This window comes from Streptomyces sp. NEAU-174, assembly GCF_052665095.1.
In genome coordinates, this window is record NZ_JBQTCE010000001.1 from 1,139,724 (window position 1) to 1,165,732 (window position 26,009).

The 26,009-nt window shown below is 68.8% G+C and carries 25 protein-coding genes, 4 tRNA genes and 1 riboswitch; of the genes, 12 read left to right on the plus strand and 17 right to left on the minus strand.

The window, feature by feature from the left end; all coding sequences use genetic code 11:
* Nucleotides 1-117: 117 nt before the first annotated feature.
* Nucleotides 118-1,533 (minus strand): MFS transporter, encoded by a 1,416-nt coding sequence (locus ACT2CW_RS04965; RefSeq protein ID WP_445515609.1) that lies wholly within the window; start codon nucleotides 1,531-1,533, stop codon nucleotides 118-120.
* 286 nt (nucleotides 1,534-1,819) lie between these two features.
* Here ACT2CW_RS04965 and ACT2CW_RS04970 point away from each other — a divergent pair, with 286 nt between their 5' ends.
* Nucleotides 1,820-2,383, plus strand: coding sequence for a hypothetical protein (locus tag ACT2CW_RS04970; RefSeq protein WP_233361990.1), 564 nt, complete (start codon nucleotides 1,820-1,822; stop codon nucleotides 2,381-2,383).
* 109 nt (nucleotides 2,384-2,492) lie between these two features.
* Here ACT2CW_RS04970 and ACT2CW_RS04975 read toward each other — a convergent pair whose 3' ends face one another.
* Nucleotides 2,493-3,167, minus strand: a complete 675-nt coding sequence (locus ACT2CW_RS04975) for a DUF4232 domain-containing protein (protein ID WP_445515610.1) — start codon at nucleotides 3,165-3,167, stop codon at nucleotides 2,493-2,495.
* A 505-nt stretch (nucleotides 3,168-3,672) separates the two neighbouring features.
* Nucleotides 3,673-4,125 carry a hypothetical protein gene (locus tag ACT2CW_RS04980; RefSeq protein ID WP_445515611.1) on the minus strand — a complete coding sequence of 151 codons (453 nt, stop codon included), beginning with the start codon at nucleotides 4,123-4,125 and terminating at the stop codon, nucleotides 3,673-3,675.
* Between the two features lie 296 nt (nucleotides 4,126-4,421).
* Between ACT2CW_RS04980 and ACT2CW_RS04985 the strand changes: the two genes are divergently transcribed.
* From ACT2CW_RS04985 to ACT2CW_RS04995, 3 genes are all read left to right on the plus strand, one after another.
* Entirely contained in the window at nucleotides 4,422-4,691 is a 270-nt protein-coding gene (locus tag ACT2CW_RS04985; protein ID WP_445515612.1) for a hypothetical protein, read from the plus strand.
* An 80-nt stretch (nucleotides 4,692-4,771) separates the two neighbouring features.
* On the plus strand, nucleotides 4,772-5,188 hold the full coding sequence (locus tag ACT2CW_RS04990) for a hypothetical protein (RefSeq protein WP_445515613.1): 417 nt from the start codon (nucleotides 4,772-4,774) through the stop codon (nucleotides 5,186-5,188).
* The gene (locus tag ACT2CW_RS04995) at nucleotides 5,166-5,534 is read left to right on the plus strand and encodes a hypothetical protein (RefSeq protein WP_164432604.1); all 369 of its coding nucleotides are present in this window, start codon (nucleotides 5,166-5,168) and stop codon (nucleotides 5,532-5,534) included. The genes ACT2CW_RS04990 and ACT2CW_RS04995 overlap by 23 nt, the downstream gene beginning before the upstream one ends.
* A gap of 644 nt (nucleotides 5,535-6,178) precedes the next feature.
* Here ACT2CW_RS04995 and ACT2CW_RS05000 read toward each other — a convergent pair.
* From ACT2CW_RS05000 to ACT2CW_RS05015, 4 genes are all read right to left on the minus strand, one after another.
* Entirely contained in the window at nucleotides 6,179-6,982 is an 804-nt protein-coding gene (locus tag ACT2CW_RS05000) for an aminoglycoside phosphotransferase (RefSeq protein WP_445515614.1), read from the minus strand.
* Nucleotides 6,983-7,061: 79 nt separating this feature from the next.
* Nucleotides 7,062-7,202, minus strand: a complete 141-nt coding sequence (locus tag ACT2CW_RS05005; RefSeq protein WP_275557644.1) for a hypothetical protein — start codon at nucleotides 7,200-7,202, stop codon at nucleotides 7,062-7,064.
* Between the two features lie 3 nt (nucleotides 7,203-7,205).
* Nucleotides 7,206-8,321 carry a radical SAM protein gene (locus ACT2CW_RS05010; protein WP_445515615.1) on the minus strand — a complete coding sequence of 372 codons (1,116 nt, stop codon included), beginning with the start codon at nucleotides 8,319-8,321 and terminating at the stop codon, nucleotides 7,206-7,208.
* On the minus strand, nucleotides 8,314-8,757 hold the full coding sequence (locus ACT2CW_RS05015) for an ATP-binding protein (RefSeq protein ID WP_445515616.1): 444 nt from the start codon (nucleotides 8,755-8,757) through the stop codon (nucleotides 8,314-8,316). The genes ACT2CW_RS05010 and ACT2CW_RS05015 overlap by 8 nt, the downstream gene beginning before the upstream one ends.
* Before the next feature lie 161 nt (nucleotides 8,758-8,918).
* Here ACT2CW_RS05015 and ACT2CW_RS05020 point away from each other — a divergent pair, with 161 nt between their 5' ends.
* Complete coding sequence (locus ACT2CW_RS05020) at nucleotides 8,919-10,235, plus strand: hypothetical protein (protein ID WP_445515617.1); 1,317 nt, start codon at nucleotides 8,919-8,921, stop codon at nucleotides 10,233-10,235.
* Here the strand turns inward: ACT2CW_RS05020 and ACT2CW_RS05025 are convergent.
* The 7 genes from ACT2CW_RS05025 to ACT2CW_RS05055 form a co-directional block, all read right to left on the minus strand.
* Entirely contained in the window at nucleotides 10,232-10,774 is a 543-nt protein-coding gene (locus tag ACT2CW_RS05025; RefSeq protein WP_445515618.1) for an NUDIX hydrolase, read from the minus strand. The two genes, ACT2CW_RS05020 and ACT2CW_RS05025, sit on opposite strands and share 4 nt — an antisense overlap.
* Before the next feature lie 165 nt (nucleotides 10,775-10,939).
* A complete protein-coding gene (locus tag ACT2CW_RS05030; RefSeq protein WP_445515619.1) occupies nucleotides 10,940-11,317 on the minus strand; it encodes a hypothetical protein in 378 nt (125 codons plus the stop codon).
* Between the two features lie 332 nt (nucleotides 11,318-11,649).
* Nucleotides 11,650-11,726: transfer RNA gene (locus ACT2CW_RS05035), tRNA-Phe, on the minus strand.
* A gap of 4 nt (nucleotides 11,727-11,730) precedes the next feature.
* Nucleotides 11,731-11,805: transfer RNA gene (locus tag ACT2CW_RS05040), tRNA-Asp, on the minus strand.
* 227 nt (nucleotides 11,806-12,032) lie between these two features.
* Nucleotides 12,033-12,854: a DUF1684 domain-containing protein gene (locus ACT2CW_RS05045; RefSeq protein ID WP_445515620.1), complete on the minus strand. Its 822-nt coding sequence runs from the start codon at nucleotides 12,852-12,854 to the stop codon at nucleotides 12,033-12,035.
* Between the two features lie 194 nt (nucleotides 12,855-13,048).
* Nucleotides 13,049-13,124: transfer RNA gene (locus tag ACT2CW_RS05050), tRNA-Glu, on the minus strand.
* Nucleotides 13,125-13,205: 81 nt separating this feature from the next.
* Entirely contained in the window at nucleotides 13,206-14,867 is a 1,662-nt protein-coding gene (locus tag ACT2CW_RS05055; RefSeq protein WP_445515621.1) for a metallophosphoesterase family protein, read from the minus strand.
* Nucleotides 14,868-15,093: 226 nt separating this feature from the next.
* Between ACT2CW_RS05055 and ACT2CW_RS05060 the strand changes: the two genes are divergently transcribed.
* From ACT2CW_RS05060 to ACT2CW_RS05080, 5 genes are all read left to right on the plus strand, one after another.
* Nucleotides 15,094-15,444 carry a metallopeptidase family protein gene (locus tag ACT2CW_RS05060; RefSeq protein ID WP_037953306.1) on the plus strand — a complete coding sequence of 117 codons (351 nt, stop codon included), beginning with the start codon at nucleotides 15,094-15,096 and terminating at the stop codon, nucleotides 15,442-15,444.
* A 319-nt stretch (nucleotides 15,445-15,763) separates the two neighbouring features.
* Nucleotides 15,764-16,279 carry a hypothetical protein gene (locus ACT2CW_RS05065; RefSeq protein WP_445515622.1) on the plus strand — a complete coding sequence of 172 codons (516 nt, stop codon included), beginning with the start codon at nucleotides 15,764-15,766 and terminating at the stop codon, nucleotides 16,277-16,279.
* Between the two features lie 298 nt (nucleotides 16,280-16,577).
* Complete coding sequence (locus ACT2CW_RS05070; protein WP_445515623.1) at nucleotides 16,578-18,941, plus strand: DEAD/DEAH box helicase; 2,364 nt, start codon at nucleotides 16,578-16,580, stop codon at nucleotides 18,939-18,941.
* Between the two features lie 174 nt (nucleotides 18,942-19,115).
* A tRNA-Lys gene (locus tag ACT2CW_RS05075) sits at nucleotides 19,116-19,188 on the plus strand.
* 224 nt (nucleotides 19,189-19,412) lie between these two features.
* Nucleotides 19,413-20,507 carry a right-handed parallel beta-helix repeat-containing protein gene (locus tag ACT2CW_RS05080; protein ID WP_445515624.1) on the plus strand — a complete coding sequence of 365 codons (1,095 nt, stop codon included), beginning with the start codon at nucleotides 19,413-19,415 and terminating at the stop codon, nucleotides 20,505-20,507.
* 98 nt (nucleotides 20,508-20,605) lie between these two features.
* Here ACT2CW_RS05080 and ACT2CW_RS05085 read toward each other — a convergent pair whose 3' ends face one another.
* The 3 genes from ACT2CW_RS05085 to ACT2CW_RS05095 form a co-directional block, all read right to left on the minus strand.
* Nucleotides 20,606-21,145 (minus strand): hypothetical protein, encoded by a 540-nt coding sequence (locus ACT2CW_RS05085; RefSeq protein ID WP_445515625.1) that lies wholly within the window; start codon nucleotides 21,143-21,145, stop codon nucleotides 20,606-20,608.
* 242 nt (nucleotides 21,146-21,387) lie between these two features.
* Nucleotides 21,388-21,990 (minus strand): hypothetical protein, encoded by a 603-nt coding sequence (locus ACT2CW_RS05090; RefSeq protein ID WP_445515626.1) that lies wholly within the window; start codon nucleotides 21,988-21,990, stop codon nucleotides 21,388-21,390.
* Nucleotides 21,991-22,108: 118 nt separating this feature from the next.
* Nucleotides 22,109-22,468, minus strand: a complete 360-nt coding sequence (locus ACT2CW_RS05095) for a hypothetical protein (RefSeq protein ID WP_445515627.1) — start codon at nucleotides 22,466-22,468, stop codon at nucleotides 22,109-22,111.
* 684 nt (nucleotides 22,469-23,152) lie between these two features.
* Here ACT2CW_RS05095 and ACT2CW_RS05100 point away from each other — a divergent pair.
* Both ACT2CW_RS05100 and ACT2CW_RS05105 read left to right on the plus strand, forming a co-directional pair.
* Nucleotides 23,153-23,923 carry a DUF6227 family protein gene (locus tag ACT2CW_RS05100; RefSeq protein ID WP_164432580.1) on the plus strand — a complete coding sequence of 257 codons (771 nt, stop codon included), beginning with the start codon at nucleotides 23,153-23,155 and terminating at the stop codon, nucleotides 23,921-23,923.
* Nucleotides 23,924-24,147: 224 nt separating this feature from the next.
* Nucleotides 24,148-25,548: a PP2C family protein-serine/threonine phosphatase gene (locus tag ACT2CW_RS05105; protein WP_445515628.1), complete on the plus strand. Its 1,401-nt coding sequence runs from the start codon at nucleotides 24,148-24,150 to the stop codon at nucleotides 25,546-25,548.
* A 321-nt stretch (nucleotides 25,549-25,869) separates the two neighbouring features.
* Nucleotides 25,870-26,004, plus strand: a riboswitch (cyclic di-AMP (ydaO/yuaA leader).
* Nucleotides 26,005-26,009: the final 5 nt, after the last annotated feature.

The following is a 26,009-nucleotide window of genomic DNA, read 5'->3' on the forward strand; positions in this document are numbered from 1 at the left end:
CTCTCGACTCGACTCTCGACCCCGAGTCTGCGCAGCTCAGAGGGGACCAACCAGGACGCACGCCGCCTGGGTGCGGCGCACCCAGGCAGCGATACGGGAACGAGGCGGACGGGCCCGTCAGACGATCCGGGATTTCACCTCGGCCTCCAACGTCACCTCCGACTCCTCCGATTCCTCCGTCTCCTCCGACGCCTCCGACCCCTCCCGCCCCTTGCCGCCCTTGCGGACGGCCGGGTTGGTCTCGGGCGCGGCCGCCACGGCGAAGACCGTGACCGCGCCCATGCCGATCAGGAACAGCGCGATCGGCCAGGACGCGCCCGCCCACGCGAGCAGCGCGGTGGCGACGATGGGGGAGAACCCGCCGACGATCATCGACGCCAGCTCATGCCCCAGGGCCAGCCCGCTGTAGGCCACCCGACTGGCGAAGAGCTCGGTGAAGAACGCCGGCTGGGTACCGATCATCGCCCCATGGCCGATCACGACCGCCACGAAGATCGCCACGAAGATGAGCACCGGATTGCCCGAGTCGAACATCGCGAAGAACGGAAAGGCCCAGACGATCACCGCGATCGCGCCCCCGATATACACCGGCCGGCGCCCGATGCGGTCGGAGAGCGCCCCGAACATCGGCATCGCGAACGACTCGAACAGCATCCCCACCACGAGCGCGGCCAGCACCACCCCCTTGCCGACCCCGACCTCGGCCGCGTAGGAGAGGCTGAAGGTGAGGAAGAGATAGCTCGCACCGGTTTCGGCGACCCGCGCCCCGAAGGCGATCAGAATCGACTTGGGGTGGGTGCGGATGACGTCGATGAGCGGCGGACGGGACTTCTCCGGCCCCGCCCCCGGCCCCGGCCCCGACCCCGGCTCCGACTCCTTCTCCCGGAACGCGGGCGTCTCCATGATCCGGAGCCGGATCAGCAGCCCGACGGCCGTGAGCAGGATGCCGACCACGAACGGAATCCGCCAACCCCAGGCGAGGAAGGACTCCTTGGTGGTCACCGCCTGGGCGAGCGCGTAGGCGGAGGCGGAGAGGACGAACCCGAGCCCCACACCGGTCTGGCTCCAGGCAGAGTAGAAGCCACGCCGGTGGCTCGGCGCGTGTTCGCTGACGATCAGCACCCCGCCGCCCCACTCGCCGCCGACGGCGATGCCCTGCACGATCCGCAGCGCTATCAGCAGCACCGGAGCCCAGACCCCGATGGTGGCGTAGGTGGGCAGCAGACCGATCAGACAGGTCGCGACGCCCATGATCACCAGGGTGGTCACCAGCATCGACTTACGGCCGATCCGGTCACCGAAGTGCCCGAAGACGATGCCGCCGAGCGGCCGGGCGAGGAACCCCACCGCGTTGGTGCCGAAGGCGGCGATCGTTCCCACCAGCGGATCGAAGGTCGGGAAGAAGAGGGAGTTGAAGACGAGCGCGGCGGCCGTGCCGTAGAGGAAGAAGTCGTACCACTCCAATGCGCTACCGAACAAACTTGCGATCGCTGCCTTGCGTACTTCGCGCGGGGCGCCCTTCACGTCTGCCATATTGGCTCTCCAATGGCCGCTTCGAATGGGATCAAGGCCTGCGGCTCGGGTGTGTTGGGGGATTGTTCGCCGCTGGTTCTCATGGCGGGAATGGCGGCGTTCCGCTCACCGGGACAGGACGCGAACCGGCGGTTTTCCGCCACTCAGGAGAGCTGCACCCGTACGCCTCTCACGCGCCCCACGTTCGTGGGATTTGCATACTTTCACGCCTTACTCGCCGCCTCGCCTGGTCACGCCTTCACGGTGTCGGTCCCGCCCAGGGGCCCGTGACGAAGGGAAGACACACATGCGTGGAAGGCTCGCCATCGCTGCCGCGGCATTGACCATGGCGCTGACGCCAGGCGTCGCGTCGGCGACACAGGACGGCGACGACCAGACGACCGGTTCTTACAGCGCCGAGGCGACCATGGCCCAGGGCTCCGAGGCGACCATGGCCCAAGACTCCGAGGGGGCCAAGTACCCGGGCTCCGAGGCGACCGACTCCGCCAGCACCGAGGCGACCGGCTCACACAGCTCCGAGCCAACAACCGGCTCCCACACCTCCGAGTCGACCGGTCCCCAGAGCTCGGAGGCGGCCGCTTCCCACGGAGCCCCCCGCCACGACGAGGGCGTGCCCGGCTACGAGGTGGTCACCCTGCCCAATGAGAACGTCCCGAACTTCCAGCGGCGCACGGTGTACTGCCCGAAGGGGAAGAAGGTCATCGGCGGCGGTGCCGAGGCCCGGGGCAATACCGCCATCCTCGTCGGCAGCTTCCCCACCGATGACGCACGGGGCTGGATCGGGCTGGGCCGCCAGACCTCCGCCGACAACGTGGGCATCAGCGTCTTCGCGATCTGCGCCAACGTCTGATCGTTCATGCGGGACAAGAGCGCCCCCGTGGGCGTGGCAGGCAATGAAGAAGCCCCCTCCGGACGCACCGGGAGGGGGCTGTGCTCTGGTAGGGGCAAAAGTGACCGGCTCACTCCGGCGTGCTGACCGGGCCGACGAAGGTCCCCGGGTGGGTGGCGCCCGACTGGTCCAGCAGCGCGCCGCCGTACGGCCAGTCCAGCGAGATGTTCCTGCGGTCGTTCGGCGGGGTGATCACGACCTGGTCCGGCGCGAACTTCTTGTCGTCGTCGCGGGTCGACGCCAGGAAGGTGATGTCGAAGGTGACCCGCCCGCCGGCCTTCACCCGGACCGGCTTCGGCTTGTCGTCGGTGCGCCGCAGATCCCAGGTCTCGCCGTGCTCGGTCTGGAGCTGGACGCCGGGGAAGCCGACCATGGTGCAGTCGCTGCTGCCGGTGTTCTTCAGCACCACCCGGGCGGTCTGCTGCCTGTCGTAGGTCATGTCCGGACCGCCCTCGAAGTTGGACCACGCGGCCTCCAGGTGGCCGGTGGTGCAGCGGCTCGCCGACGAGGAACCCCCCGAGGCGCTGCCCGCCTCGGCGCCGATGCCCTCACCCGAGCCGCCGCTGGAACCCCCGGAGCCCCCGGAGCCCCCCGACGTGCCGCTCGCGGCCGCCGAGGCCGAGCCCCCCTTGGCGTCGCTGTCGGATTCGCCGCCTCCACAGGCCGTGAGCGAGAACGCGGCAGCGGCGATCAGCGAGGCGACGGCGACAGTGCGGGTACGGCGGAGAACGGTCGTGCGCGACATGGGATCCCCCCAGGGAGGTTGAGGTGTAGGCGGACGCGGTGCGCTGTCCACGGTGCGTTCCGCGTCCTGCAAACAACCCTCTTCGCCGCCGCTACCGATCGGCTAACCCACGGCTAACACACCACTGCCGCGCTCAACGTGATGCCCCCGAAGCCCTCCCCGGCCAACGAAAAAGCCCCCTCCGGATGGACCCGAGAGGGGGCTTTGCCCCGGTAGGGGCTGCGGTGGCTGGAGCCGGGGGCGAACCGGCGACCTCTGGGCGGTCCGCTGACGTCCGCTGCTGGCGTCGGCGTACGCGGCCGTTGGCGTCACGGCTGGCGTCAGCAGGCAGGCTAGGACACGTGGTCCCCGCTTTAGAAGTTCGGTCCGGGCCCGCTCCTGCTGCGGTCAACGTCTGGTGCGAGGGTCGGACAGAGACGTGGGTGTTCGCCCCCGTCTGGCGTCGTTGATCCTACTGATCCATAACTCTCCGTCCGGCACAGCGACACTGTCTGCCAGTTGCCGGTCAAAACTCGCGCCGGTTCGCCTCGCAGCGCTTGAAGAGGTAGTAGCCCACGGTTTCCCCCTTGATCGCGACGTTCTGTCCGGACGACATGAACTTGTCGCGGCTCTGCTGTCCCTGCTCTACGAAGACGAATGAACCGTTCACCAGTTCCCACCCCTCCCGGCACACGGCGTTGAGGACCGCTACAGGATCCTTTGTCTGCTGGGTGGTCATGCTGCCAACCATCGCGACGATGACCGCTTGCTGGCCCATAACGTCGATCGAGCATTGATATACGAGATCCCCCCGCTCGAAGCACTGGCGTGCCTGACCCACTGGTGTTGCCAGGAACGCTTGTCGGTTACGTTCGAGTCGCTCGGCCTGCTGCTTCTCTTCGGCCTCCTGCCGTTTGCGTTCCTTGTCTGCGGCGGCCTGTGCCTGTTGCTCTGGGCTCTTCTTCGAGATGAACGCCATGCTGTCCCCCTCCAGGTGTGACGGTCGTCACGCTATCTTGCTGCGGTGCTTGATGGGAGGCGGTTGTGACAGTTGATCGGCACCGTGCGTGCTGCTCCATAAGTAGACGCAAAGGAGCCGAAGCCGCCTACATATGACCGCCTGCCCTGCCCTGCGCCGTAGCCGACTCGTGCGGCGCCGCTACCGATGACTGCTGGAAGTTGTTGCTGTCTGCCCTCGTTGTCGAGTGTTCGGGTCCTCAACTCCTCTTGTTGGGTAGGATTTTGGTGACTTCTCGCGGGCACTCAGGGGGCTCCATGATCGAGATAATCACCGCCTTGATCGGCGGAATGTTCTTACTCGGCGGCGCCGTGATCACCGCTCGGTGGACACGATCACGTTCCACCGGCAACCATGTCTCCGACCCTTTGCCTCCCACCAGCAACACGCAGCCGGACGGCGTCACCGCTAACACTCCCCGTTCCCCTCAGAACACGCGGTCGGGCGGCGTCACCGTCAACGGGCAGTTCATCGAAACGAACAATGGCACCGTGTCGCAGACCAACTACCGCGACGGCAAGCGGTGAAGCTTCCTACCACCAACAGCGGGGGGTGGCTTGGGATCGCTTATTACGTGTCCGGCGCTGTCTTGGCCATCCTGGCAGCCTTGGTCGGCGTCGGACTGATCAATGACTACTTCCCCTACGCGTTGCCAGCTCTCGAATGGCTCATGGGGCGCCTCGTGCAGCTGTCTTCTGACGAGTACGTCGGGGCATTTGTGCGAGATCGAGTCTTCGTCTTCGCCGTCATCGGTGTGGCGTCCGCCCTATGGGTCACGCACAAGTGGCCCACCTTGGTCAAGACGATCGGACAGGCTCTCAATCCGTTTGCGCGGGTCGGCGTCGCCACCGTCTCGGCTGTCGCCGCCGTTTTGATCGCGCTCATTCTTGCTGGCCCGCTCGGCCAGTCCAAGAGCGAAGGTGAATGCGTATCATCCTTTCGCCTAAGCGTGGAACATGCGCCATCACTGGTGAGCAACACGAAATGTGGCGGGAGGGACCATGGCCGGGATTCAGGCGATTGACCAGTATATTCAGACCAATAACGGTAGCGTTTTCCAGACGATCATTAACAATGAGGGAATTGACGAAGAGACAAAGCAAAATGTACGGCGCCTGGCGGTCTCCTCGCCCGAGATGCTGGCCAAGGTAGATGTGATGCTGAAGGAATCGGGCGATGTGAAGGCGGCCGCAGCGCTGGTCCGGGATGCGAGTGACATCCTGACGGGCAAGGCAGGCTCGTTGACTCAGTTCACCGACGAAGGTGATGACCCCATGTTTCCCGGCAAAGGCGAACGGGAGCTTCGCAAGGCAGTAGCAAGTCCCTTCCTTGTACTCGTAGTGATCGTCGCTTTGATTCTATGGCTGTGACTCTCGGCTACAACCATCTAGGCAACTGCTTCGCAGCTACCGGGTTTTCGTTCGACTCGGGTTCGAGCTATTCGAGAACGGCCTCGATGACCGCTCGCCCTTCGACGGCAGACGGGATAGGAGCTCCCCGCTCACGCCACAAATAACTGCCACCCGCGTATGGCGCCCCGTCCATCCCGGAGCCTGAGCGCCCCCGCCGGAGGCATCAATCTTTGAGGGCAAGTGGCTGCCTGCTCTGTGCGCGGCGCGGCCGCCCGGCCGCGCCGCGCGCGGGGAGCGGAGCGAGCCGCCTTGAAACTTAGAGAAGGTTGTAACTCAGTGGCTTTTGGCCTGGTGTCGGGGGATCTTGTGTGTGGTGGGGCATGAGAACTGTTCGCTGTTTCCCGGTCGAGTGCTGAGGCGATGGTCCGTACGGTGACGCGGACCCAACCGGTGGCCTCGCTCGGGCTGTCGGTTTCGATGGAGGCGAGCAGCACTAAGCGGGGTCCTGTGGTTGGTGAGCGCGTCCAGCATTCGCACCAGTAGCCGGGGCGTGGCAGGGGCCTCAGCATGTGGTGACTCCTGCCTCGGGGGCTATGAGCTGGGCGTGACACGCATACGATTTCCCTGTTTGGACCTGCACTCGCCGACACGTCTGCGGACGGTCACCCACGTCGGTGGTGCCGCCATTTCATTGCGGCCGAACGTAGACGCGCTGTCCAGACGTCTGCGGAGTCCCCCGCGATCTCATTCCACAGCGCTGCGTTCGCGTCGGCGAAAAGATCCACGGCTGTGGGAGGCGCTGTGGCCCAGGCGGGGATGCGTTGTCCAATTTCTTCAGCTTGGGCCGGGCTGTGTCCGGAGGCGATGAGCCAGATGATCCAGTAGGCGGGGTCGAGCCAGGCGGCTCCTCGGGTGGCCCATCCCCAGTCGACAAGGCGGGCTCGGGCATCGGTGATGAGGACGTTGTGGTTGTTCCAGTCAGTGTGGAGCAGGGCATCGCCTGCGAACGCTTCTGCATCGGCAGGGTGGGTGACGTACTTGGACAGGCGCTGTTCCGCTTGGCGGAGATCGATGTTGGGGCAGGGCATGTCGTCAAGCCTGCGTAGGGCTTGGACGACCTTCGGGATGTCCGGCGAGCCGGGAGAGTAGTCGGCGTGATGGCCGTCGAGTAGTTCGAAGCCGAGGATGTCCCAACCCTCGACGACGAGGTGGAAGAGCATGCGAGGCGCCAGGGGCGTGACATACGGGTTGATATCCGCCTCACGTCCCTGGGTCCAGGCCCAACGGTGATCGCTCTCCAGTCCCTTGAGAAAGACGGTCCCGTCGGTGGTGTGGACGCGTGTCGAAAGAGCGCTGTTCTTGCCGGCGGTAACCGCCTCGGCCTCAAGGACCGTGCCTGTCTCGGCCTCAATCGCGCTACGGACCGAGCGGGGAAGGTCGTCGAAGGCGACGGGGGCCAGGGCCATGACGGAAAGGCTTCCAGACGGGACGTGCGCACGGGGCCTTCCGGCGCACGAACACGTCGGAAGGCCCCGCCACGGGTGATCAGTTGTAGGGGTTGTCGTCGCCGCAGCCAGGAGTGGCGGCCCGGGCGAAGGCATCGACGTCGTCGAGGATCACGATGTCCTCTTTGAAGTCAGCATCTCTGGGGCGGGGCGGCGTGATCTCGACCATCACCGTTGTCATGGTTCAGTTCCCTTTCGCGGTGTGTTGGCAGTAGATGTGCAGTGGTGCCTTCGCCTCCTGGTAGACCTTGGCCAGCGGCCTGCATACCCGGCAGGTGCCGGAGAGCTGGCAGCCGGAGCAGCCACCGGTGCGAAGCATCAGGGAATCGGCGATCCCGCCCAGGCGGCTGAGGCCCTCGACTCCTTCGGCCAGCAAAGGAATCGCGTTGTCGCGGCCGACCTTGCAGATGGACGCCATGCCGTGTGGATCGACGTGGAAGAAGGTGTGGCCGGCGTTGCAGCCGCGGAACGGTTCACGGTCGGTGAGGTAGTCGAGTGCCTGGGAGGCGAGTGTCTCGGCGCCGCCATAGATGGTCGGGGACATATGGGTGTACTCGCGGTACGGCAGGGCGTACTGGTCTGCGAAGGCGCGCATCCGGTCGTGCTCGTGGGCGTTGTGCCGTGTGATGATCAGCGCCAGATCGAGTGGCAGCCCGGCCTTACGGGCGGCGTTCAGGCCCTTCATGAACATCCGGTACGCACCCTTGCGCCGGGTGAGCCCGTCGTAAGACTCCTCTGTGGCGCCGTAGAGGCTGAGCGTGATCCGGTTCGGGCGGCGCTCCGTGAGCAAGGTGAGGCTCTTGGGGGTCGCGAGACGGGAGCCGTTGGTGAGGATCTCGACCATCATGCCCAGCTCGTGCGCCCGCCGGTATGTCTCGGGGAACAGCTTGTCGATCATTGGTTCGCCGCCGGTGAGCTGGAGCCACAGCACGCCGGCGTCATGGATGACCTGAAGCAGCCGTTCTCGCTCGGACCATTCGAGCCCCGAGAACCGCTTGAGACCTAGGTAGCAATGCTCGCAGTCGTAGTTGCAGCCCAGGTTCAGCTCGTACGACGCACGTCCGTAGCCGTGCGGCGAGGAGGAGCGGACGAGGACGGTATCGCGCGTCAGACGTTTGTCGAGGCTTAGACCCCATACCTTCCGGGACACGTCCACCAGCCAACCGGGTGATGGCGCACCGGAGGCTACGGCCGTCTCCAACTCCTGGTACGCGGTGGCCGGGAGCCGGGCTGCTTTGGTGCTGCCGGGACGGACGAGAAGGTGATGGTCGAGGAATGGAGCGGCGATCAGCTCATGCACGGGTTTCCTCCTCCGGCGTGACGAGAGCCATGCGGGCCCAGACGGTTTTGCCAATGGGGTTGCGGGCGCGGTGTCCCATCTCCTTGGCGAGCGCGGAGACGAGTTGGAGCCCTCGACCGTGTTCGTCTTCATCGCTGGTTTCCATGAGGCGGGGAAACCGACGGCTGAGGGCGTCGGAGACCTCGACCAGGCATGTGGCGCCTTCGTCGCTCAGGCGGACTTCGAAGCGGTGACCGCGCCTGTGGCCGTGCCGTACGGCATTGGTCGCCAACTCGCTACAGACCAGGACCGTACGGTCGATGTCCTCTCGTCCGTAGCCCCAGCTCAGCAGGGTTTTGTCGACCAGGGTCCGGACGAGGCGGACGCACCTGGGCGTGGAGGTGAATTGCATCGCCCAGTGCTGGGCGATGGTGTGCTGCTGGTTGTCGTTGGTCATCGGGAGCATTGCGTCCCCTCGTCGCGGGTGGTTCCAGGGGGCTAGCTCATCGCAACGGTCGTCACTGAAACAGATCATGGTGATTACCCAACGTGGGTAAAATCATCAGGGCTTGACCGCTCGCACAGCCTGATGCCGCGGGACGAGGGAGAGGGGCACGAGTGTCCGCACCGCAGCCTCATCGACTGCTGCCAGCAGCCTTGTTGGCCAGCCCTGAGTGGCAGGACGCATGCCAGAAACGCGACTTCACCCGCATCTTCCAGCTGGTCAAGCTCAAGGCAGGGATCTATCCCTCGCGCATCGCCGCCCTTTGCGGCATGACACCCAGCAGGGTCGGCGAGATCATGGCTGGACGTCGTGGTCTGGCCCACATCGATGTGATCGAGAGAGTCGCCGACGGGCTGCGCATCCCCGGTGCGATGCTGGGCCTGGCGCATCGGCCCTGGGAGATTCCCGCATCGGCTCCGGAGAGCGAGCGGAGCCAGGTGACCGGGCCACGGCTTGCACCGGGGGCAACGGCTACAGGTCCTGCTGCTGGGGAAAGCCTGGATGACCTACTGCCACTGGCCGACTCACAGGTCACCCGCTCCACGCTCGCCGCGCTGCGCTCCTCGGTGGAGGACTACTGGCGTCGGGACGACCAGCACGGTGGTGCGCCACTGCGGCCCGCGGTCGTCGGAAGCCTCACCTACGTAACGCAGGTAATGCGGCATGCCGGGGATGCACTGGGCCGGGACCTGCGGTCCCTCGCCGCGGAGCTGGCCCGCCTTGCGGGCTGGGCGTATTTCGACGCCTGTCAGTACAGCACGGCACGTATCTACTTCGGCCAGGCCCTCAGCCTCTCGCGGGAGCAGGAAGATCGTCTCTTCGTGGCCAATGTGCTGTCCTGTATGAGCCTGCATGCCACCTATGACGGCAATCCGGCAGAGGCCATCACTCTCGCCTGCAAGGCTCAGGACGTCACCCGGGCAGTGGGTGACCAGCCTCTGGTGATGTCCATGCTGCACCTGCGCGAAGCGTTCGCCCACGCCACCCTTCGCGACGCCTCCGCCTGCCATCAGGCCATCGACCGTTCCCGCGACTCCTTCGAATGCGCACGCGGCCGGACGGACGAGGCGCCCTCCTGGGTGCGCTATTTCGACGAGACCAAGCTCATCGTCGACACGGGAATCGCACTGGCCCGGCTTGGCGAGGCCCCACGGGCCGAACCCCTCATCGCCGAGGGACTGCGCCGGGAAACGTCCGGACAGCAGCGCGGACGGGCCCTGCACGCCTTCTGGCTCGCCAGCACCCAGCTCGAGCAGGGCAAGCTCGGCGACGCATGTCACAGCGCCGGACTCGCACTCGAGCTCAGCAGCGTGATCGACTCTCCCCGAGTCGCTGGGCATCTCCATGAATTCCACCGCCGTCTGGCCCCGTACGCCCGTGAGGCACCGGTGATCAGGTTCGAGCAGCGGATGCGAGAGTCACTTGGCTAGCCGGCGCTCTTGGTGGCCTCGTCCAGCAGCAGATACAGCAGGCCGACCAGACTGCCGCTGCTGACGATCTCGCGGCGGTCGATCATCCCCCTTATCTCTGATAGGGGGATCCACTCGATCCGGTCCGATTCGTTCAGCTCTGTCGGCGGCCCGGTGTAGGTGGCCCCATCGGCGCGGAAGACATGGTGCTCGGAGTCGGTGATCCCGTTCGCGGGCTGCGCGTACACCAAGGGCTTCATCGCCTCGACCCGCCAGCCGGTCTCTTCTTCGACCTCGCGGGCGGCGGCCTGCTCCGGGGTCTCGCCGGGCTCGATGAGCCCCATGGGCAGTTCCCAGCCCCAGGAATCCGTGATGAACCGGTGGCGCCACATCATCAGGACGCGCTTGTGGTCATCGACCACAGCGGCGACGGCGAGGTGTCGCATGCGTACGACGTGGTGTTCCCAGCGGCGTCCGTCCGGCTGCTGTACGTCGACCAGCCACAGGTTCACCCAAGGGTTGCTGTAGATCTGCCGTTCGCCATGGACGGTCCACCGCATGAACCCACTCCCCTCCGTTGACGCGGTGCCCAGCATGTCACTTCCTGGTCCAGGGCTCTTACGGTGCGTGCCGTGGACGTCACGGGCAACGAAGAAGCCCCCTCCGGATGCACCGGGAGGGGGCCCGTCCGTCGTTGTCGGCCGTAGCTGGCCGCCCTCGGACGTTCAGCCGCAACGGAAGTTGGAGCCCCCGTCGTCCAGGTACTTGTCGTAGATCCAGCCGAGGCTCCTGTTGTTCTCGTCTCTGACCCACGTCCAGGTGTGGCCGAGGTCGTTCGTGACGTAGCAGTCGTACTCGACCCAGGCGCCCGGAGAGACATGTCCCACCGTGGTGCAGTCGCCGTACGGTCCGGTGTGGATGGCGGCGGGGGAGGACTTGCTCACTCTGCCGCCGAAGGGATCGTCGTTGGTGTGCGGCCAGTACGCGTTGCCGCACGTGACAGCGGCGGCGTCGGTGGCGGCCTGGGCGCTCGGCGTGCCCACGAGGCCGAGTGCGACGGCTGCGGCGGCGCCGGCGCCGGCCAGAAGACGGCGTGTCTGCATGGTTACCTCCATTGGTCACGGTGACGGCTGTGTCCGTCCCAGCGAGGGGCTCGGTCAGGCACGACCGTGGCAGCCAGGCTTGGAGAGGAACCTTGGCAAAGTCTTGAATTGCCTGTTCACCGCGGGGAACCGGTGCGGAGGATCTTGGAAATGGTCGTCTGTGGACGTCGGGCGGCAGGGGTGTAGCTGACGCACTCGAATGCGACGCGCAGCGCAAAAGCCCGGAGCGCTGCGCCGCCGGGCTGTGCTGCCAGTCCACCAGGTGATGTCACGGGCACGAAAACGCCCTCTCCGATGATCTTCGGAGAGGGCGTGTGCCCTGGTGAGGGCTGTGGTGGCTGGGGCCGGGGTCGAACCGGCGACCTTCCGCTTTTCAGGCGGACGCTCGTACCAACTGAGCTACCCAGCCGCAGCGGTCCTGACGGGATTTGAACCCGCGGCCTCCACCTTGACAGGGTGGCGAGCACTCCAAACTGCTCCACAGGACCTTGCGTGTACGAGCACGAGTCTCGCACATGTGGGGTGCGCTCCCAACGGGATTTCCCGTGGTGGATTCGCACTCCTCGCGATCTTCGAACCGGGGCCTTGATTTTTCTCCGCCGCGTCGTTGTCGCTGGATCAGCGTATCAGAACTCCGGCCGTGTTCTGACCGCTCACCGGGCGGGTCACCGGGCGGGCCGGGGCTCGGGCGGAGGTCTCTCCGTCTCGGTCCGGATCAGGGGCGGCCGCCGCGTTCCAGGGGGATCTTCTCGCCCGCCTCGATCGCGACCGGCAGCCGGTTCTCGGTGGGTGGCAGGGGGCAGGTCGCGAGGTCGGTGTAGGCGCAGGGGAGGTTGGTGGCGCGGTTGAAGTCGAGGGTGACGCGGCCGGTCTCGTCGGGGGCGTCGATCTGGAGGGAGCGGTTCGCGGCGTACGTGGTCACGCCGGAGGTCGCGTCGGTGAGGAGCACCATCAGGGCACCGGGCCGCTTGCCGTTGAAGGCGGTGAGCCGGAACGTCTCGCCGTCCAGCTCGAACTCGACCTGCCCGGGTGCGTCGTAGACGTGCTCAAGACCCTCCGCCACGGCGCCCACGGTGATCGCGCGCGGCTCGTCGAAGGGGAGGTAGCGGCCGGGGCGGACCCAGCGGGGGTCGGGGGCGTAGGTGGGGGTGCGGGTGAAGTCCGTGCGGAGGGGGTTGCCGGGGTGGCGGGGGCGGACGATGTCGTGGCCGCCGCGCTTGGCGATCTCGATCACCGCGTCGCCGTACCCCGCGTACAGGCTGGCCCGCTCGGCGATCGCGCCGAAGACGTACCGACCGTGCACCGCCGTGCCGTCGATCGTCAGTTCCTCGCCGTCGGCGAGCTCGACCACCACGCCCTCCGGGCCGCTGGACCAGGCCCCGGGCGCGTCCTCGAAGCGGCTCGGTTCCGGGCTCAGCCAGTGCAGGCTGGTGATCGCGAGAAATCCGTGGGGGTCGGCGAGCGCCTGCTCATGGGCGCGGTGCCAGCGCTCCCACTCCTCGGCGAAGCTCACCCGGTCGACGTCCTGGACGGTCATCTGCGCTCCCTCGCGTGGGGCCTGCGGCGGATTCGGTGCCGTGCCGTTGCGTATGTACAACCGCGTGGGGGAGGGAGGCATTCCGGGAGGCGCGGGAGCCGCAGGGGCGTTGTGTGCGGCGCGTGCGGCGCGTGCGGCGCGCATGAAAAAAGTCACCGGCAGGTACGTTTCGACCTGCGGTGACTCAAAGAAGGTGGTGCCCCCAACGGGATTCGAACCCGTGCTACCGCCTTGAAAGGGCGGCGTCCTGGGCCACTAGACGATGAGGGCCGATGGCCCACCTGGGCGCCTCGCGGCGCTTTCGGGGACGCGAGAAGCATATGGGATGCCGGTGAGGTTCGCCAAAACGGTTTACGGAGTGGTGGGCGTCGGTGTCGCGCCCGGGCGATTCTCGGCCGGCAGATGACGGCTGACCTCGGCCTTCGCCAGGCCCAGACCGCCCAGATCGATCTCGTCCCACGCCTGGAGCCGTCGCGTGTCCCGGTCCAGATAGAGGACCGACGCCTGCACCGTGTCCGGTGTGCCGTCGTCCACCGCGCGCAGCCCGCTGCCGCCCGTCGACCCCTCGGTCATCAGCCGGGTGCCGCCGGGGAGCACCTCCGTACGGCGGTGATGGACATGGCCGGTGAGGGCGAGCGGCACGGTGCCGTCGGTCTCGCGGGCGGCGATCGGGTTGTGGGCGAGGGCGATGTCGACCGGGGCGCCGGTGGCCTCGCGGTCCCGGATCGCCTCGGCGAGCTGCCGTCCGGCGCTGTGCTCGGCCGCGTCACCGGCCGCCGCGGCGGACCGGTCGGGGGTGAACTGCGGATCGCCGATGCCCGCGACCCGCAGCCCGGCGATGGTGACCACATCGCCGTTGTCCACGACATGCGCCCCCTTGCGCTTGGCCAGGTAGCGCTGGGTCGACGCCGAGTCGTGATTGCCGCGCACCCAGACATAGGGGGCGCCGAGGTCGGAGACGGGGTCGAGGAAGCCGTTCTCGGCGGAGGTGCCGTGATCCATCGTGTCGCCGGTGTCGATGATCACGTTCACCTTGTACTGCCGCACCAGCGACTGCACGATGTGCCACGCGGCCGGATTGAGATGGACGTCCGAGATGTGCAGCACCCGCATGGTGGTCGGATCGGGCTGGTACGCGGGGAGCGTCGAGGTCGCCTCGTAGAGCTGGGTGACATTGGTCACCAGCCGGGCCAACTCCCGCTGATAGACGTCGAAGTCGGTCACGATGCTGCGCGCGTTGCCCACCACCGAGGGGGCGCTGGAGAGCAGCCCGGAGTAGCGCGGCTCCAGTACGGAATTCGGGTTCCACGTGGCGTAGACGGCACCCCCGGAGGCGGTCAGCAGCGTGAGCGCGAGCCCTCCGGCGGCCAGCGCCCGGCGCGGGCGGCGGTAGACCGCCAGGCCCAGCGCGGTGGCGCCGAAGACCACGGCGACGCAGGAGCGGACCGCGAGGCCGAGGGTGCCGCGGGTGATGTCGCCCGCGACCTCGTCCTGGAGTCCGGAGAGCCGCTCGGGGTGGTCGACGAGGGCTTGGGACCGGATGGGGTCCAGCCGGTCCACGTCCACGTCCAGGCGGAGCGGGGCGTGGTGGCTGTTCAGCTCGAGCGCGCCCAGCGGGGCCACGTTGATCTTGGTGCCGCCGGTGAGGGACGGCCGCAGCGCCATCCGCGTGTCCATCGGGCCCACGGAGATGTGGACGCTGCCGACCACCAGCAGTCCGATCCAGGCGCCGAGGACGGTCACGGCGGCCAGCCCGGCGGCGCGGACGAGGGGGCGGGCGGGGGCGGTGGGATCGAGCGCCGTGGGGTCGAACGGCGCGGGGTCGAACGACGCGGGCATGCGGTTGGGGGAAGCGGCGGGGGAGGGGGTCTGCGAGGGGCGGCGGAGGAGGCGGTGAGGAGACGGGCGGCGGAAGCGGCGAGAAGTGCGGCGGATGCGGCGAAGAGGGGAGACGGCCGCGGTGCCCGCGCGCTGAGCGGTGGCACGGAGCAGCCGGAGCGGTTCGCGGGCCATTGCTCCCGTATGCCCGTCCGCGCGGGGGCGTATGCCTGGGCGGCGCGGGGCGAGGCAGGGGTGCGGGCAGGGGGTGGGTCGGCGCCGGGTGGCGGTGCGGGTGGCGGTCCGGGGTGGCGGTCCGGGTGGCGGTGCGCCGGGCGGTCGGAGGCGGCCGGGGGCGTCCGGCGCGGATACCTCGGCGCCGACGGCTCCTTTCCGGGCCCGGCTGCCTGACAATGGCCTCGTGCTGGAGATGACGCGCGAGGAGTTCGAGGAACTGGTCGCCGAGGCGCTGGACCGGATCCCGCCGGAGCTGACACGGCTCATGGACAACGTCGCCGTGTTCGTGGAGGACGAGCCACCCACGGACGATCCCGAGCTGCTCGGGCTCTACGAGGGGACGCCGCTCACCGACCGGGGTGAGTGGTACGCGGGCGTCCTGCCGGACCGGATCACCGTCTACCGGGGTCCGACGCTGCGGCTGAGCGAGACGCGGGAGGACGTCGTCCAGGAGACCGAGGTGACCGTGGTCCACGAGATCGCGCACCACTTCGGGATCGACGACGCGCGGCTGCACGCGCTCGGGTACGGCTGACCCCGTCCGGCGGCCCCGGGCCCGCCGGCCGCTATCCGCCCACATGCGCCTCCGCCCCCATCCGCCCCCATCCGCCCCCGCCTACGACCGACGCCGGACGCGCGGTCTACGGGACGGGCCGGGTCCGTACCGCAAGCGTGTCCTGGGCGGGCCGGGGCCAGTTGGGCAGGGCGTCACATCCCTGCCGTCTGGAGGTGTCCCGCGCATGCCCGGATCTCCCGTGCCCGGATCCCCCGCTCCTCGCACCGCCCGTTCCCCCCGGAGCCCCCGAAGCCCCCGGAGCCCCCGTTCTCCCGGGAGCCCCCGCACCTCCCGGCGCGTGCCCCGCGCCGCCGTACGCGGGGCTGCGGTCGCGGCGCTCGTGGCCGTCGCCATGGCGCTGGGCGGCTGCATGAGCATCTCCGACGACCCCGAGCGGCCGGACAAACACCGCGGCTCCCACCAGAAGGGCGAGGCGGCGGACACGGGCGGCGCCGTGGTGCGCTCCGACGGCAGGGGGCGGCCGTACGCGGACTCTGACCGGGACGAGAAGGACGAGAAGGACGGGAAGGGGAAGAAGGGGGAGAAGGGGAAGAAGAAGGACGGCGAGGACCGGTCGGCCTCGGCCTCCGCGACCGACCCCGAGGACGAGCCCTCGGCTCCGCCCGGTAAGAAGGGTGATTCGCGTCACCGCCCGGCCCCCTCCGCCCCGCCGCAGCCGGGTGGTGCCACCCCGCCCGACGCGCCGCCCGCGCCCCGGCCTTCGAGCCCGCCGCCGACCGCGCCGGACCCCAAGCCGACCGACGCCGAGCCGCCGACCGCGCCCGCCTCCCCATCGGACCAGCCCGCGGGATAGGCCACGGGCCCACAGGGCAGGCCCACGGGTCCACGGGATACGCCCACAGGCCCACGGCATGGGCCCACCGGACAGCCCCCAGCCGTCGCCGGCCAGCGCGGATGGAGCGAATTTGCTCTTGAGGGGTGGAGGTGCGTATGGTGGTAGATCGTTTGATCCCATTTGCCCGGCGCCTCGTAGAAGTGCGCCGCGAGGCGCGTTCCTTGCCATCCCGTGGCTGACCGCATAGAGGCGGTCGTTTGCGACAACACACGGAGTTTGGGCGCGTGCCGAGACTCCGGAAGGTTTCGCATTTCGCATGTCCGTTTCCACTGATCACGCCGTCATGCCCGCTCACGAAGAGTCGGGCGAATTGAGCGAGCTGACCGCCCCGGCCGCGCCGTTCGAGCCGTCGGAGCAGGACGAGCAAGCCGCCACGGAAGCCCCCGACACCCCTAAGGCGCCCGACATCACATTCGCCGACCTCGGCCTCCCCGAGCAGATCGTCCGCAAGCTGGCGCAGAACGGCGTCACCACGCCCTTCCCGATCCAGGCCGCGACCATCCCCGACGCCATGGCCGGGAAGGACATCCTCGGCCGCGGCCGTACCGGCTCCGGCAAGACCCTCTCGTTCGGCCTTCCGCTGCTGACCACGCTGGCCGGCGGCCACACCGAGAAGAAGCGCCCCCGTGGGCTGATCCTCACCCCGACCCGCGAGCTCGCGATGCAGGTGAGCGACGCGCTCCAGCCGTACGGCGATGTGCTCGGCCTCAAGCTCAAGGTCGTCTGCGGCGGCACCTCGATGGGCAATCAGATCTACGCGCTGGAGCGCGGCGTGGACATCCTCGTCGCCACCCCGGGCCGGCTGCGCGACATCATCGAGCGCGGTGCCGCGTCCCTGGACAGGGTGCAGATCGCGGTCCTCGACGAGGCCGACCAGATGGCCGACATGGGCTTCCTGCCCGAGGTCACCGAGATCCTCGACCTGGTGCCGGCCGGCGGCCAGCGGCTGCTGTTCTCCGCGACGCTCGAGAACGAGATCGACACCCTCGTGAAGCGCTACCTGGTCGACCCGGTCACCCATGAGGTCGACGCGGCGCAGGGCGCGGTGACCACGATGACCCACCACGTCCTCGTGGTGAAGCCGAAGGACAAGGCGCCGGTCACCGCCGCCATCGCGGCGCGCAAGGGCCGCACGATCATCTTCGTCCGCACCCAGCTGGGCTGCGACCGCGTCGCCGAGCAGCTGTGTGACGCGGGCGTACGCGCCGACGCGCTGCACGGCGGCATGACGCAGGGCGCGCGCACCCGCACCCTGGCCGACTTCAAGGACGGGTACGTCAATGTGCTCGTCGCCACGGACGTCGCCGCGCGCGGTATCCACGTCGACGGCATCGACCTGGTGCTGAACGTGGACCCGGCCGGCGACCACAAGGACTATCTGCACCGCTCCGGCCGTACGGCCCGGGCGGGCCAGAGCGGCACCGTCGTCTCGCTGGCCCTGCCGCACCAGCGCCGCCAGATCTTCCGGCTGATGGAGGACGCGGGCGTCGACGCCTCGCGCCACATCGTCGGCGGGGGCGGCGCCTTCGACGAGGACGTGGCCAAGATCACGGGCGCGCGTTCGCTCACCGAGGTGCAGGCGGAGGCGGCCTCGAACGCGGCCAAGCAGGCCGAGCGCGAGGCGCAGGACCTCAGCCGGGAGCTGGAGCGGGCGCAGCGGCGCGCGGCCGAGCTCCGCGAGGAGGCCGACCGGCTGTCCGCGCGGGTGGCGCGCGAGCGCGGCGAGACCGTGGCACCGGCGGAGTCCGCGGCCGGGACCGCGGCCGAGGCCGGGACCGGCACCGGCACCGGCACCGGGACGGAGACGGTGGTCGAGGCCGCCGCTGTGACGCTGCCCGCGCAGCGTACGGCGGAGCCCGCGACCGTGCCCGCCGTGAACGTGAAGGGCGCGGAGTCGGCGGAGGGCGCGGGTGACGGCGAGGCGCCGCGCCGCTCCTCGTACGACCGCCGGGACAACGACCGGGGCCGGGACGACCGTGGTGGCCGTTCCTTCGACCGCCGGGACGGCGACCGGGACCGCGGCTTCAACCGCGACCGGCGGGATGACCGGCGCGACGACCGTGGCAGCTTCAACCGCCGGGACGACCGTGGCGGCCGTTCGTACGACCGCCGGGACGGCGACCGCGACCGCGGCTTCAACCGCGACCGGCGCGATGACCGGCGCGATGACCGCCGTGACGACCGGCGGGACGACCGCTTCGGCCGCGACCGCGACCGGGACCGCCGGGACAACGACCGCCGGGACAACGACCGTGGCTTCGGCCGGGACCGCCGTGACGACCGCTCGTTCGGCCGCGACCGCCGGGATGACCGTGGCGGCTTCAACCGCCGTGACGACCGTGGCGGCAGCCGTCCGTACGAGCGCCGTGACGACCGTGGCTTCGGCCGCGACCGCCGGGACAACAACGACCGTGGTGGCCGCTCCTTCGAGCGCCGCGACCACAACCACCGTGGCGGGGACCGTCCGTTCAACCGCGACCGTCGCGACGACCGTCCGGGCCGCCGTGACGACCACCGGGGCGGTGCCACCGGCGGCCGTTCGTACGAGCGTTCCCACAGCTCGCACGACCGGTCCTTCGACCGCCGCGCCGACAAGCCGCGCTGGAAGCGCAACGGCTGATCGGGCCGTGCGCAGCGGCTGATCGGGCCGTGCGCGACGGCTGATCGAGCCGCGCGCAACGGCTGACCGGGCCGTGCCGAGGGCCGTGCAACACCACGCTGTTGCACGGCCTTTCGCTCCCGGAGGGTATTGGCTCGGGTGTTGGCCCCTCGCCGAGCTATGCTGCGGGGGTGCGGGTCATTAGCTCAATTGGCAGAGCAGTGGACTTTTAATCCATTGGTTCAGGGTTCGAGCCCCTGATGACCCACCTCTGAAACCGCAGGCGCCATTGGTGACCTGCGGTTTCCTCGTTCCCGAGGGTCCCGTCGCGCTGTCTTCGGCACCCCGGGACCAGGGGGTTCCCACCCCCGTCGTACAGAAGATCGAGTCTCACTCGACCGGCGCTTGAGCGGATGCCGAACGGTACTCGAGCGAAGAGCCTGAACCTGCTGCGTCTGGCCCGCTGCTCGGTAACGCTTAAGGAGACTCCTCGTGCGACTCGCGACAACGATCCGGGGGTTGATCCCCGTCATGGCGCTGGCGGTATCCGCATGGGCGGTCTCCGCTCCGGCGTCCGCCGAAGGAAAGGGAGGCGGCGGTAAGGAGGGTGAGAAGGCGGCCCCGGTGCCCTGCGGGGACACGGCGGCGCTGGTCAACGCGGTGAGCGAGGCCAACAGCTCGCCCTCGGGCGGGTCCGTCGCCCTGACCACGGGGTGTGTGTACACGCTGGGCTCCGCGGCGTTCACCGGCCCCAACGGCGCTGACGGACTGCCGCTCATCACCCGTGACGTGACCATCAGCGGGACCCTGGCGACCATCAGACGCAGTGCGTCGGCGGCGGACTTCCGGATCGCGGAGATCGCGCCCGGCGGAAGCCTTACGGTCAACGGCGTGACCTTCTCGGGCGGCCGGGCGACCTCGGGGGCGGGCACCGACGGCGGCGGCATCCTGGACGGGGGCTCGCTGCGGCTGATCCAGTCCACCGTCACGGGCAATACCGCGAGCAACGTCGGCGGGGGCATCGAGATCGCCTCGGGCGGCTCGGCGGTGCTTTCGGGTACGGATGTGACGCACAATTCCGCGGGCGACGGTGGCGGTATTCACATCAATACGTCGGCCACCCTCAGCGTCTCGGGCGGGAATATTTCCGACAATACCGCGGACAGCTCGGGCGGCGGCGTCAGCAACTTCGGGACGACGCTGCTGAGCGCTGTCGGGATCGCGCGGAACAGGACCACCAACTTCGAGGGCGGCGGAATCTCCACCGCGGTCGGAGATTTCACGATCAGCGGCAGCCGGGTTGACGGGAACACCGCCGGCAGTTTTGGTGGCGGTATCGCCAATATGGGCAGCGCACTGCGGGTGCTGGCCACCACGGTGAACGGGAACACCGCCACGCTGAATGGCGGCGGTGTCTTCCAGCACGCGGGCACCACACAAATGATCGGTGACACCGTCACCGGCAATACGGCCAATGGCGGCCAGGGCGGTGGGATCTTCACCGACGGCGGCTCGATCACGCTCTCCGCGACCACGGTCACCGGGAACAACCCGAACCAGTGCGTACCGGCCCTCGCGGGATGCTGAAAGAAGCGTGACGACCGCCAAAACGACCCGGCTGAACGCCGCGGCGCCCCGGAAGCTGTTCTTCCGGGGCGCCGCCTGCGTGACCGCCTGCTCGACCGTCAGTGCTTGCAGTCCTTCTTCTTGGCCTTGGCCTTGTGGTGCTTCGTCGCCTTGTGCGGGTCCTTGGCCTTGTGCGGGTCCTTGGCCTTGTGCGAGGACTTGGCCTTGTGGTGCTTCTTGGCCTTGTGTGGGTCCTTGGCCTTGTGGTGCTTCTTCGGCGGGTCCTTGTGCACGACCACGACCGGGTCCGGCTCGTCGAGGGCGATGTTCGTGCAGTTGGAGCCGAGGTTGACCTCACCTGTCGGGGCGGCACCGCCGGTGATCAGCGTGGTGCCGGTGGCCGTGTCGCATTCGTTGGCCTGGACGACCGAGTCGGCGTTGTTGGTGAAGTTGATGCAGTCCGAGCCGAGGTCGATGTCGCCGGTGGGCGCGGCACCGCCGGTGTTGGTGGTGGTGCCGATGGCCGTGTCACAGAGGTTTCGCTGAGCCCCGCTGGACTGCGGGAAGAGGCCATGGGCACTCGCGCTAGCGGCGCTGCCGACCACCATTGTGCCCGCGGCCGCCGCGGCCATGAGAGCTGCCTTCTTGCCGATCTGCATTGTTCTGGTGCCTCCATATCGGGTTCTCCGCGAATAATCCGCAGACACCTCTTGAACGATATTTCCGGAGGCCTGGATCCGGGAATAGGCGAAGCATCACCCATCCGCCACAGTAAAGGTATATTCAGTCGTCCGTGGAAACGAAAAAATGAACGCGGCCCCGGGGATAATTTCCCCAAGGCCGCGTTCATGGTGAGCGGATGTCTCCGGAGTTCGATGGTGAGATCCGGGGGTTCGATGATTCAGGACCGCTGACGGTTTCCCTGGCCACCGCTCTTGCCGCTCTTCTTGCCGCTCGCGCTCTTCCCCTGAGTTCCGTTCTCGGGGTCGGCGCCGGCGGCATTGACGCAGTTGGTCTCGGTAGTGACGTCGGAGCCGGGGCCGATCGTGATCGGGCCCGTCACGGAGGTGGTGCGACAGTCGTTGGTCTGCCTCGTGACCCCGCCCGACTTGCTGACGTTGACGCAGTTGGTCCCGTTCTTGATTTCGGATCCGGGAGCCAGTGCGACGGTGATCGGACCGATGACGGAGTGGGTACGGCAGCGGTTCTCCTGCGTCGTCACACCCGATTCGGCGGTGTTGACGCAGTCGGTCTGATTGCTGATCTCGGTCGGGCCGGCCGCCACGGTGATGGTGCCGATGACGGAACTGGTGGTGCAGCGATTGCTCTGCGTCCCGCCGTTGGCGCCGGCCGAGCGGCTGGGACCGGGTTCGGCGGCGTCGGCTCCGCCCGCACCGCCGATGAGCAGCGCGCCCACGGTCGCCGCAAGAAGCGCCGTCCTTTTGCGCTTGTGCATAAAGAGCCTCCAATCGGGCTTCGGGCGCGGCGCGCTCAGCACCGTCACCGAAAAGCCGTTTTCATGGCAGCGGCCCTGGAAGGGAGGCTTCCAGGGCCGCGATTCCCAACGGGGGGATGCCTCATGGTGTTACCGCGGGAGGGAACACCATGAAAGGGTCAGCGACTCAGTAGCGGTGGACGCTGTCGTCGTCGACGGCGATGTTCGCGCAGTTGGAGCCGATGTTGAGGTCGCCCGTCGGGGCGGCACCGCCAGTGACGAGGGTCGTGCCGGTGGCCGTGTCGCAGTCGTTGGACTGGATGACCGAACCGCTGGTGTTGGTGAAGTTGATGCAGTCCGAGCCGATGTTGATGTCGCCGGTGGGGGCGGCACCCGCGGTGTTGGTGGTGGCACCGGTGGCCGTGTCGCAGTGGTTCAGCTGCACGATGAAGTCGTCGTTGTTGTTGGCCAGGGCACCGCCCGCGCCACCGATGACCAGAGCGCCGGCGGCCGCGGTCAGAAGAACTGCCTTCTTGCCGATGTTCACTTAAATCCTCCGTCTGGGTTGCTCCGCGAATTCACGGACGCATGACACAACGAAGCTCATCAGTTAAGGCTTCGGGCCGCCAGTCAGCTTCACCCGTCCGGCATAGTGCGGCTCTTCCGGTGCGTGTTATCCGAGAATCCCGCTAAGGGGGACCAATGCGAGCTCCATTTGGCCCAGCGGAATCCGAATCCCTTTTATGAGGAGGGGGAGGGCGGCTGCCGGGCGGCGGTGGGGCGGCCTCCCGGCCGAGGGGCGAGGCGGTGGCACGGCGGTGATCCCCGGACGCTCGACGGCCGGACGATTGCCGGGCAGCAGCCGGACGATTGTCGGGCAACGGCCGGGCGATGGCGGTGCGGTGACGGTGTGGTGGCTGGGCGGTGGAGCGCCGATGGCCACGTGGCAGCCGGAAGGCGGCCGGGGGACGGCCGGAAGACGGCCGGAAGGCGGCTGGGGGACGGCCCCACGCCGAACGGCCGGATCACCCCGCCCCCGGCCCCCGCACTTGTTCGACCGGTCGGACGAGTGATACATCCAGGCTCTACGACGCAGGAGTGAGTGAGGCACAGTCACACCGACAGCTTCGCGGAACCGCAGCGCGGCGCGTGTTCACGCCGCTACGCTAAGTGCGCGAGGTGGTCGCCCGGGGGGCGCGGCGAATCAACGCCGGGAGGCGGGAGGAGAGACATGGGGCACTCACGAGGGGACGGAACCCCTGCCGAGCTGATGGACGGGCTGCTCGCCCGTGCGCAGAACGGCTTCGAGATCGGCGAGGCGGTGCTGGCCCAGGCGCGGAGCGCCCTGATGCACCAGTCCGAGCTGCGGTCCTGTCGACAGTGCAACGAGCGGTGCGGCCAGCTCGGGTACAGCACCTATCGGCATGTCTTCCTGCTCCCCGACGGCAGCAGCCTGCTGCTGTGGGAACTGGAGCACAACACGGGCGAGGGCGGCCGCCCGCTGTACGAGCTCTACGCGGACGAGGACGCCCTGACGCTGGCCGAGCGCCGCGTCCACGAGCGCCTCGGCGGCGCCCGCTGGGAGGAGCTCGACGGGTTACCGCTGTGGCTCCCGGACCAGCTGCTGCACACGGCCGAGCCGGTGGAGAACTCCCGTGCGTATGTGGCCGACAATTCGGCCGACCACGCCCGTCGCGTCCTGCGCCGCGCGGAGAACCCCGACCGCCCGGGCGAGGACACCGAGCGGCTGCTGGCCACCGCGTTCGCCCATGACATCGCCCTCGCGCCGAAGCCCCGGCGCCGCTCCGGCGGTCCCGACGCGACCTGGTGCCGCTTCTATGAGCACGCCTTCCTCCTCGCCGGAGGGGACGAGATCGTGCTGTGGGAGCTGGAGCACAACCTGACCCGGGACGGCCGGCTGGTGTGCGAGGTGTACCTCGACGAGGTCTCGGCGGAGCTCGCGGCGGACCGCCACGCCCGCGCGCTGGGCGTCGACCTCTGACGTGCGCGGTATCTGACGCTTCCCATCCCCACCCTTCCCATCCCCATCCTTCCCATCCCACCCACCGAGCACCCGCTTGGCCGACACCGGCTCGCCTGGCGGCCCGTCAGCCGGAAGCCTGGTGACGACGGTGACCCCGTGACGACGATGCCGCCGTAACGCTGTGACGGCGGCGGGACGCCGTGACGGCGGCGGGACGCGGACCAGGGAAGCGAGAGAAGCCGGTGCGGGTGCGAGGGAGCAGGGCTCGTACGGGCGCCCGTACGGAGGGCGTTACGGAGCGGCGTACGGCCTGGCCCCGGCTGACCCGCCCGCTCGCCCGCCGCCGCCCCACCACCCGCGTCCGTACGCTCATCGACATCGGTGCCGCGGCCGGTGCCGCGGCGGGTGCCGCCACCGACGCGTCCGCCGGGCCCACCGCGGGGCCCGCTCCGGCCGATGAGAACGGTAAGGAGCCCCCGGGCCGCCGTATGGCCCGCTGGGTCCCCGCCGTCCTCGTCCTCGGCGGCATCGCCTTCGACCTGGCCGCCCCGCCCGGCTACACCGCCTCGCCGTTCTTCGCCGCCGCCCCTTTGGTCGCCGCGGCGCTCTTACCGTTGCGTCAGACCATCGGCACGGCCGTCGTCGCCGTCCTCACCACCTGTCTGCTGGCGGAGTTGCACGGGGTCAGGGACCCGACCCAGGCGGCCACCGAGATCATCACGGTGGCGACCGTGACCGTGCTGGCGGTGGTGATCAACCGCGTCGTACGCCGCAGCCACCACCGGCTCGCCTCGGCGCGCGGTGTCGCGGAGGCGGCCCAGCGCGCCGTCCTGCCCGCGCCGCCCGCCCGGCTCGCCGGGCTGGAGATCGCCGCGCGCTACGTACCGGCGGAGAAGTACGCGGCGATCGGCGGTGATCTGTACGCGGTCCAGGACACCCCGCACGGCGTACGGCTGACCGTCGGGGACGTACGCGGCAAGGGGCTGGGGGCCGTGGAGGTCGTGGCGATCCTCCTGGGCTGCTTCCGGGAGGCCGCGGAGCAGGAGACGACCCTGGAGGCGCTCGTGGGCCGCCTGGAGCGGGCGTTGCAGCGCGAGGGTGCCCGGCGGGCCGACCTGGAGGTGGCCGAGGGGTTCACGACGGCCGTGGTGGCCGAAATTCCCCGTGGCGGCTCCACCCTGCGGCTGATCAACCGCGGCCATCCGGCGCCGCTGCTCCTGGAGGAGGGCGGCGCGGTGCGCGCCCTGGAGCCGGAGGCGTCGGCGCTGCCGGTGGGGATGGGGGAGTTGGCGGGTTGGCCGGACCGGGTGATGGAGCTGGCGTTCGCGGAGGGCGAGACGCTGCTGCTGTTCACGGACGGGGTCACGGAGGCCCGGGACCGCCATGGCGAGTTCTATGACCCGGAGGAGCGGCTGCGCGGCCGCCGCTTCGCCGGTCCGCAGGAGCTGCTGGACGTGTTGGTGGCCGATGTCGAGCGCCATACGGGTGGCGGGACGTCGGACGACATGGCGCTGCTGGCGGTCCGTCGGACGCGGGCCCGCGGCAATGGACGGGACAACGGGGACAACAGGCGGGACAACGGGCGAGAGAGCGGTGGGGGCCCCGGTGGGGGCGATAACAGGCCGAACCCCACGCCCTCCTAGCCGACCGGCCAACCGTACCCCGGCGCACCGTACCCCGGCGCACCGCACCGCACACCCTGCGTAACCGACCGAGCTCCCTCCGCATAACAATTGATGCACGATCGATCCGTATGCGGTTTTGCCAACTCTTGCCCCGCGCGTCGACTCGCCCCCATCTGTCCCTCCTTGAGCGCTAAGTTCATGCCAAAGGTGCGCGGATTCCTCGGAACAGCTTGGAATCACATCGCGCTCTCTATTAACGTTCGATAACGCAGCGCGGTCGTCACAACCGTCGCAAGGGCGGCACCGTGCGCCGTCGCCGAATCCCGTACGCACAGCGGCAGTACCGCACCACCAGCAGCACCAAGGGAACCGGGGAACCAACACCTTGGGGTGAATCGGGTCGAACCTGACCCGTAGGAGACCTTCCTGCTCCGAACCCGTCAGCTAACCCGGTAGGCGAGAGGGAAGGAAAGGAGTGC

What these genes read in the sequence shown, in the direction of transcription:
- ACT2CW_RS04965 (WP_445515609.1), bottom strand. Translation starts at nt 1,533, where the DNA reads ATGGCAGACGTGAAGGGCGCCCCGCGCGAAGTACGCAAGGCAGCGATC.
- ACT2CW_RS04970 (WP_233361990.1), top strand. Translation starts at nt 1,820, where the DNA reads ATGCGTGGAAGGCTCGCCATCGCTGCCGCGGCATTGACCATGGCGCTG.
- ACT2CW_RS04975 (WP_445515610.1), bottom strand. Translation starts at nt 3,167, where the DNA reads ATGTCGCGCACGACCGTTCTCCGCCGTACCCGCACTGTCGCCGTCGCC.
- ACT2CW_RS04980 (WP_445515611.1), bottom strand. Translation starts at nt 4,125, where the DNA reads ATGGCGTTCATCTCGAAGAAGAGCCCAGAGCAACAGGCACAGGCCGCC.
- ACT2CW_RS04985 (WP_445515612.1), top strand. Translation starts at nt 4,422, where the DNA reads ATGATCGAGATAATCACCGCCTTGATCGGCGGAATGTTCTTACTCGGC.
- ACT2CW_RS04995 (WP_164432604.1), top strand. Translation starts at nt 5,166, where the DNA reads ATGGCCGGGATTCAGGCGATTGACCAGTATATTCAGACCAATAACGGT.
- ACT2CW_RS05000 (WP_445515614.1), bottom strand. Translation starts at nt 6,982, where the DNA reads ATGGCCCTGGCCCCCGTCGCCTTCGACGACCTTCCCCGCTCGGTCCGT.
- ACT2CW_RS05005 (WP_275557644.1), bottom strand. Translation starts at nt 7,202, where the DNA reads ATGACAACGGTGATGGTCGAGATCACGCCGCCCCGCCCCAGAGATGCT.
- ACT2CW_RS05015 (WP_445515616.1), bottom strand. Translation starts at nt 8,757, where the DNA reads ATGACCAACGACAACCAGCAGCACACCATCGCCCAGCACTGGGCGATG.
- ACT2CW_RS05025 (WP_445515618.1), bottom strand. Translation starts at nt 10,774, where the DNA reads ATGCGGTGGACCGTCCATGGCGAACGGCAGATCTACAGCAACCCTTGG.
- ACT2CW_RS05030 (WP_445515619.1), bottom strand. Translation starts at nt 11,317, where the DNA reads ATGCAGACACGCCGTCTTCTGGCCGGCGCCGGCGCCGCCGCAGCCGTC.
- ACT2CW_RS05045 (WP_445515620.1), bottom strand. Translation starts at nt 12,854, where the DNA reads ATGACCGTCCAGGACGTCGACCGGGTGAGCTTCGCCGAGGAGTGGGAG.
- ACT2CW_RS05055 (WP_445515621.1), bottom strand. Translation starts at nt 14,867, where the DNA reads ATGGCCCGCGAACCGCTCCGGCTGCTCCGTGCCACCGCTCAGCGCGCG.
- ACT2CW_RS05070 (WP_445515623.1), top strand. Translation starts at nt 16,578, where the DNA reads ATGTCCGTTTCCACTGATCACGCCGTCATGCCCGCTCACGAAGAGTCG.
- ACT2CW_RS05085 (WP_445515625.1), bottom strand. Translation starts at nt 21,145, where the DNA reads ATGCAGATCGGCAAGAAGGCAGCTCTCATGGCCGCGGCGGCCGCGGGC.
- ACT2CW_RS05100 (WP_164432580.1), top strand. Translation starts at nt 23,153, where the DNA reads ATGGGGCACTCACGAGGGGACGGAACCCCTGCCGAGCTGATGGACGGG.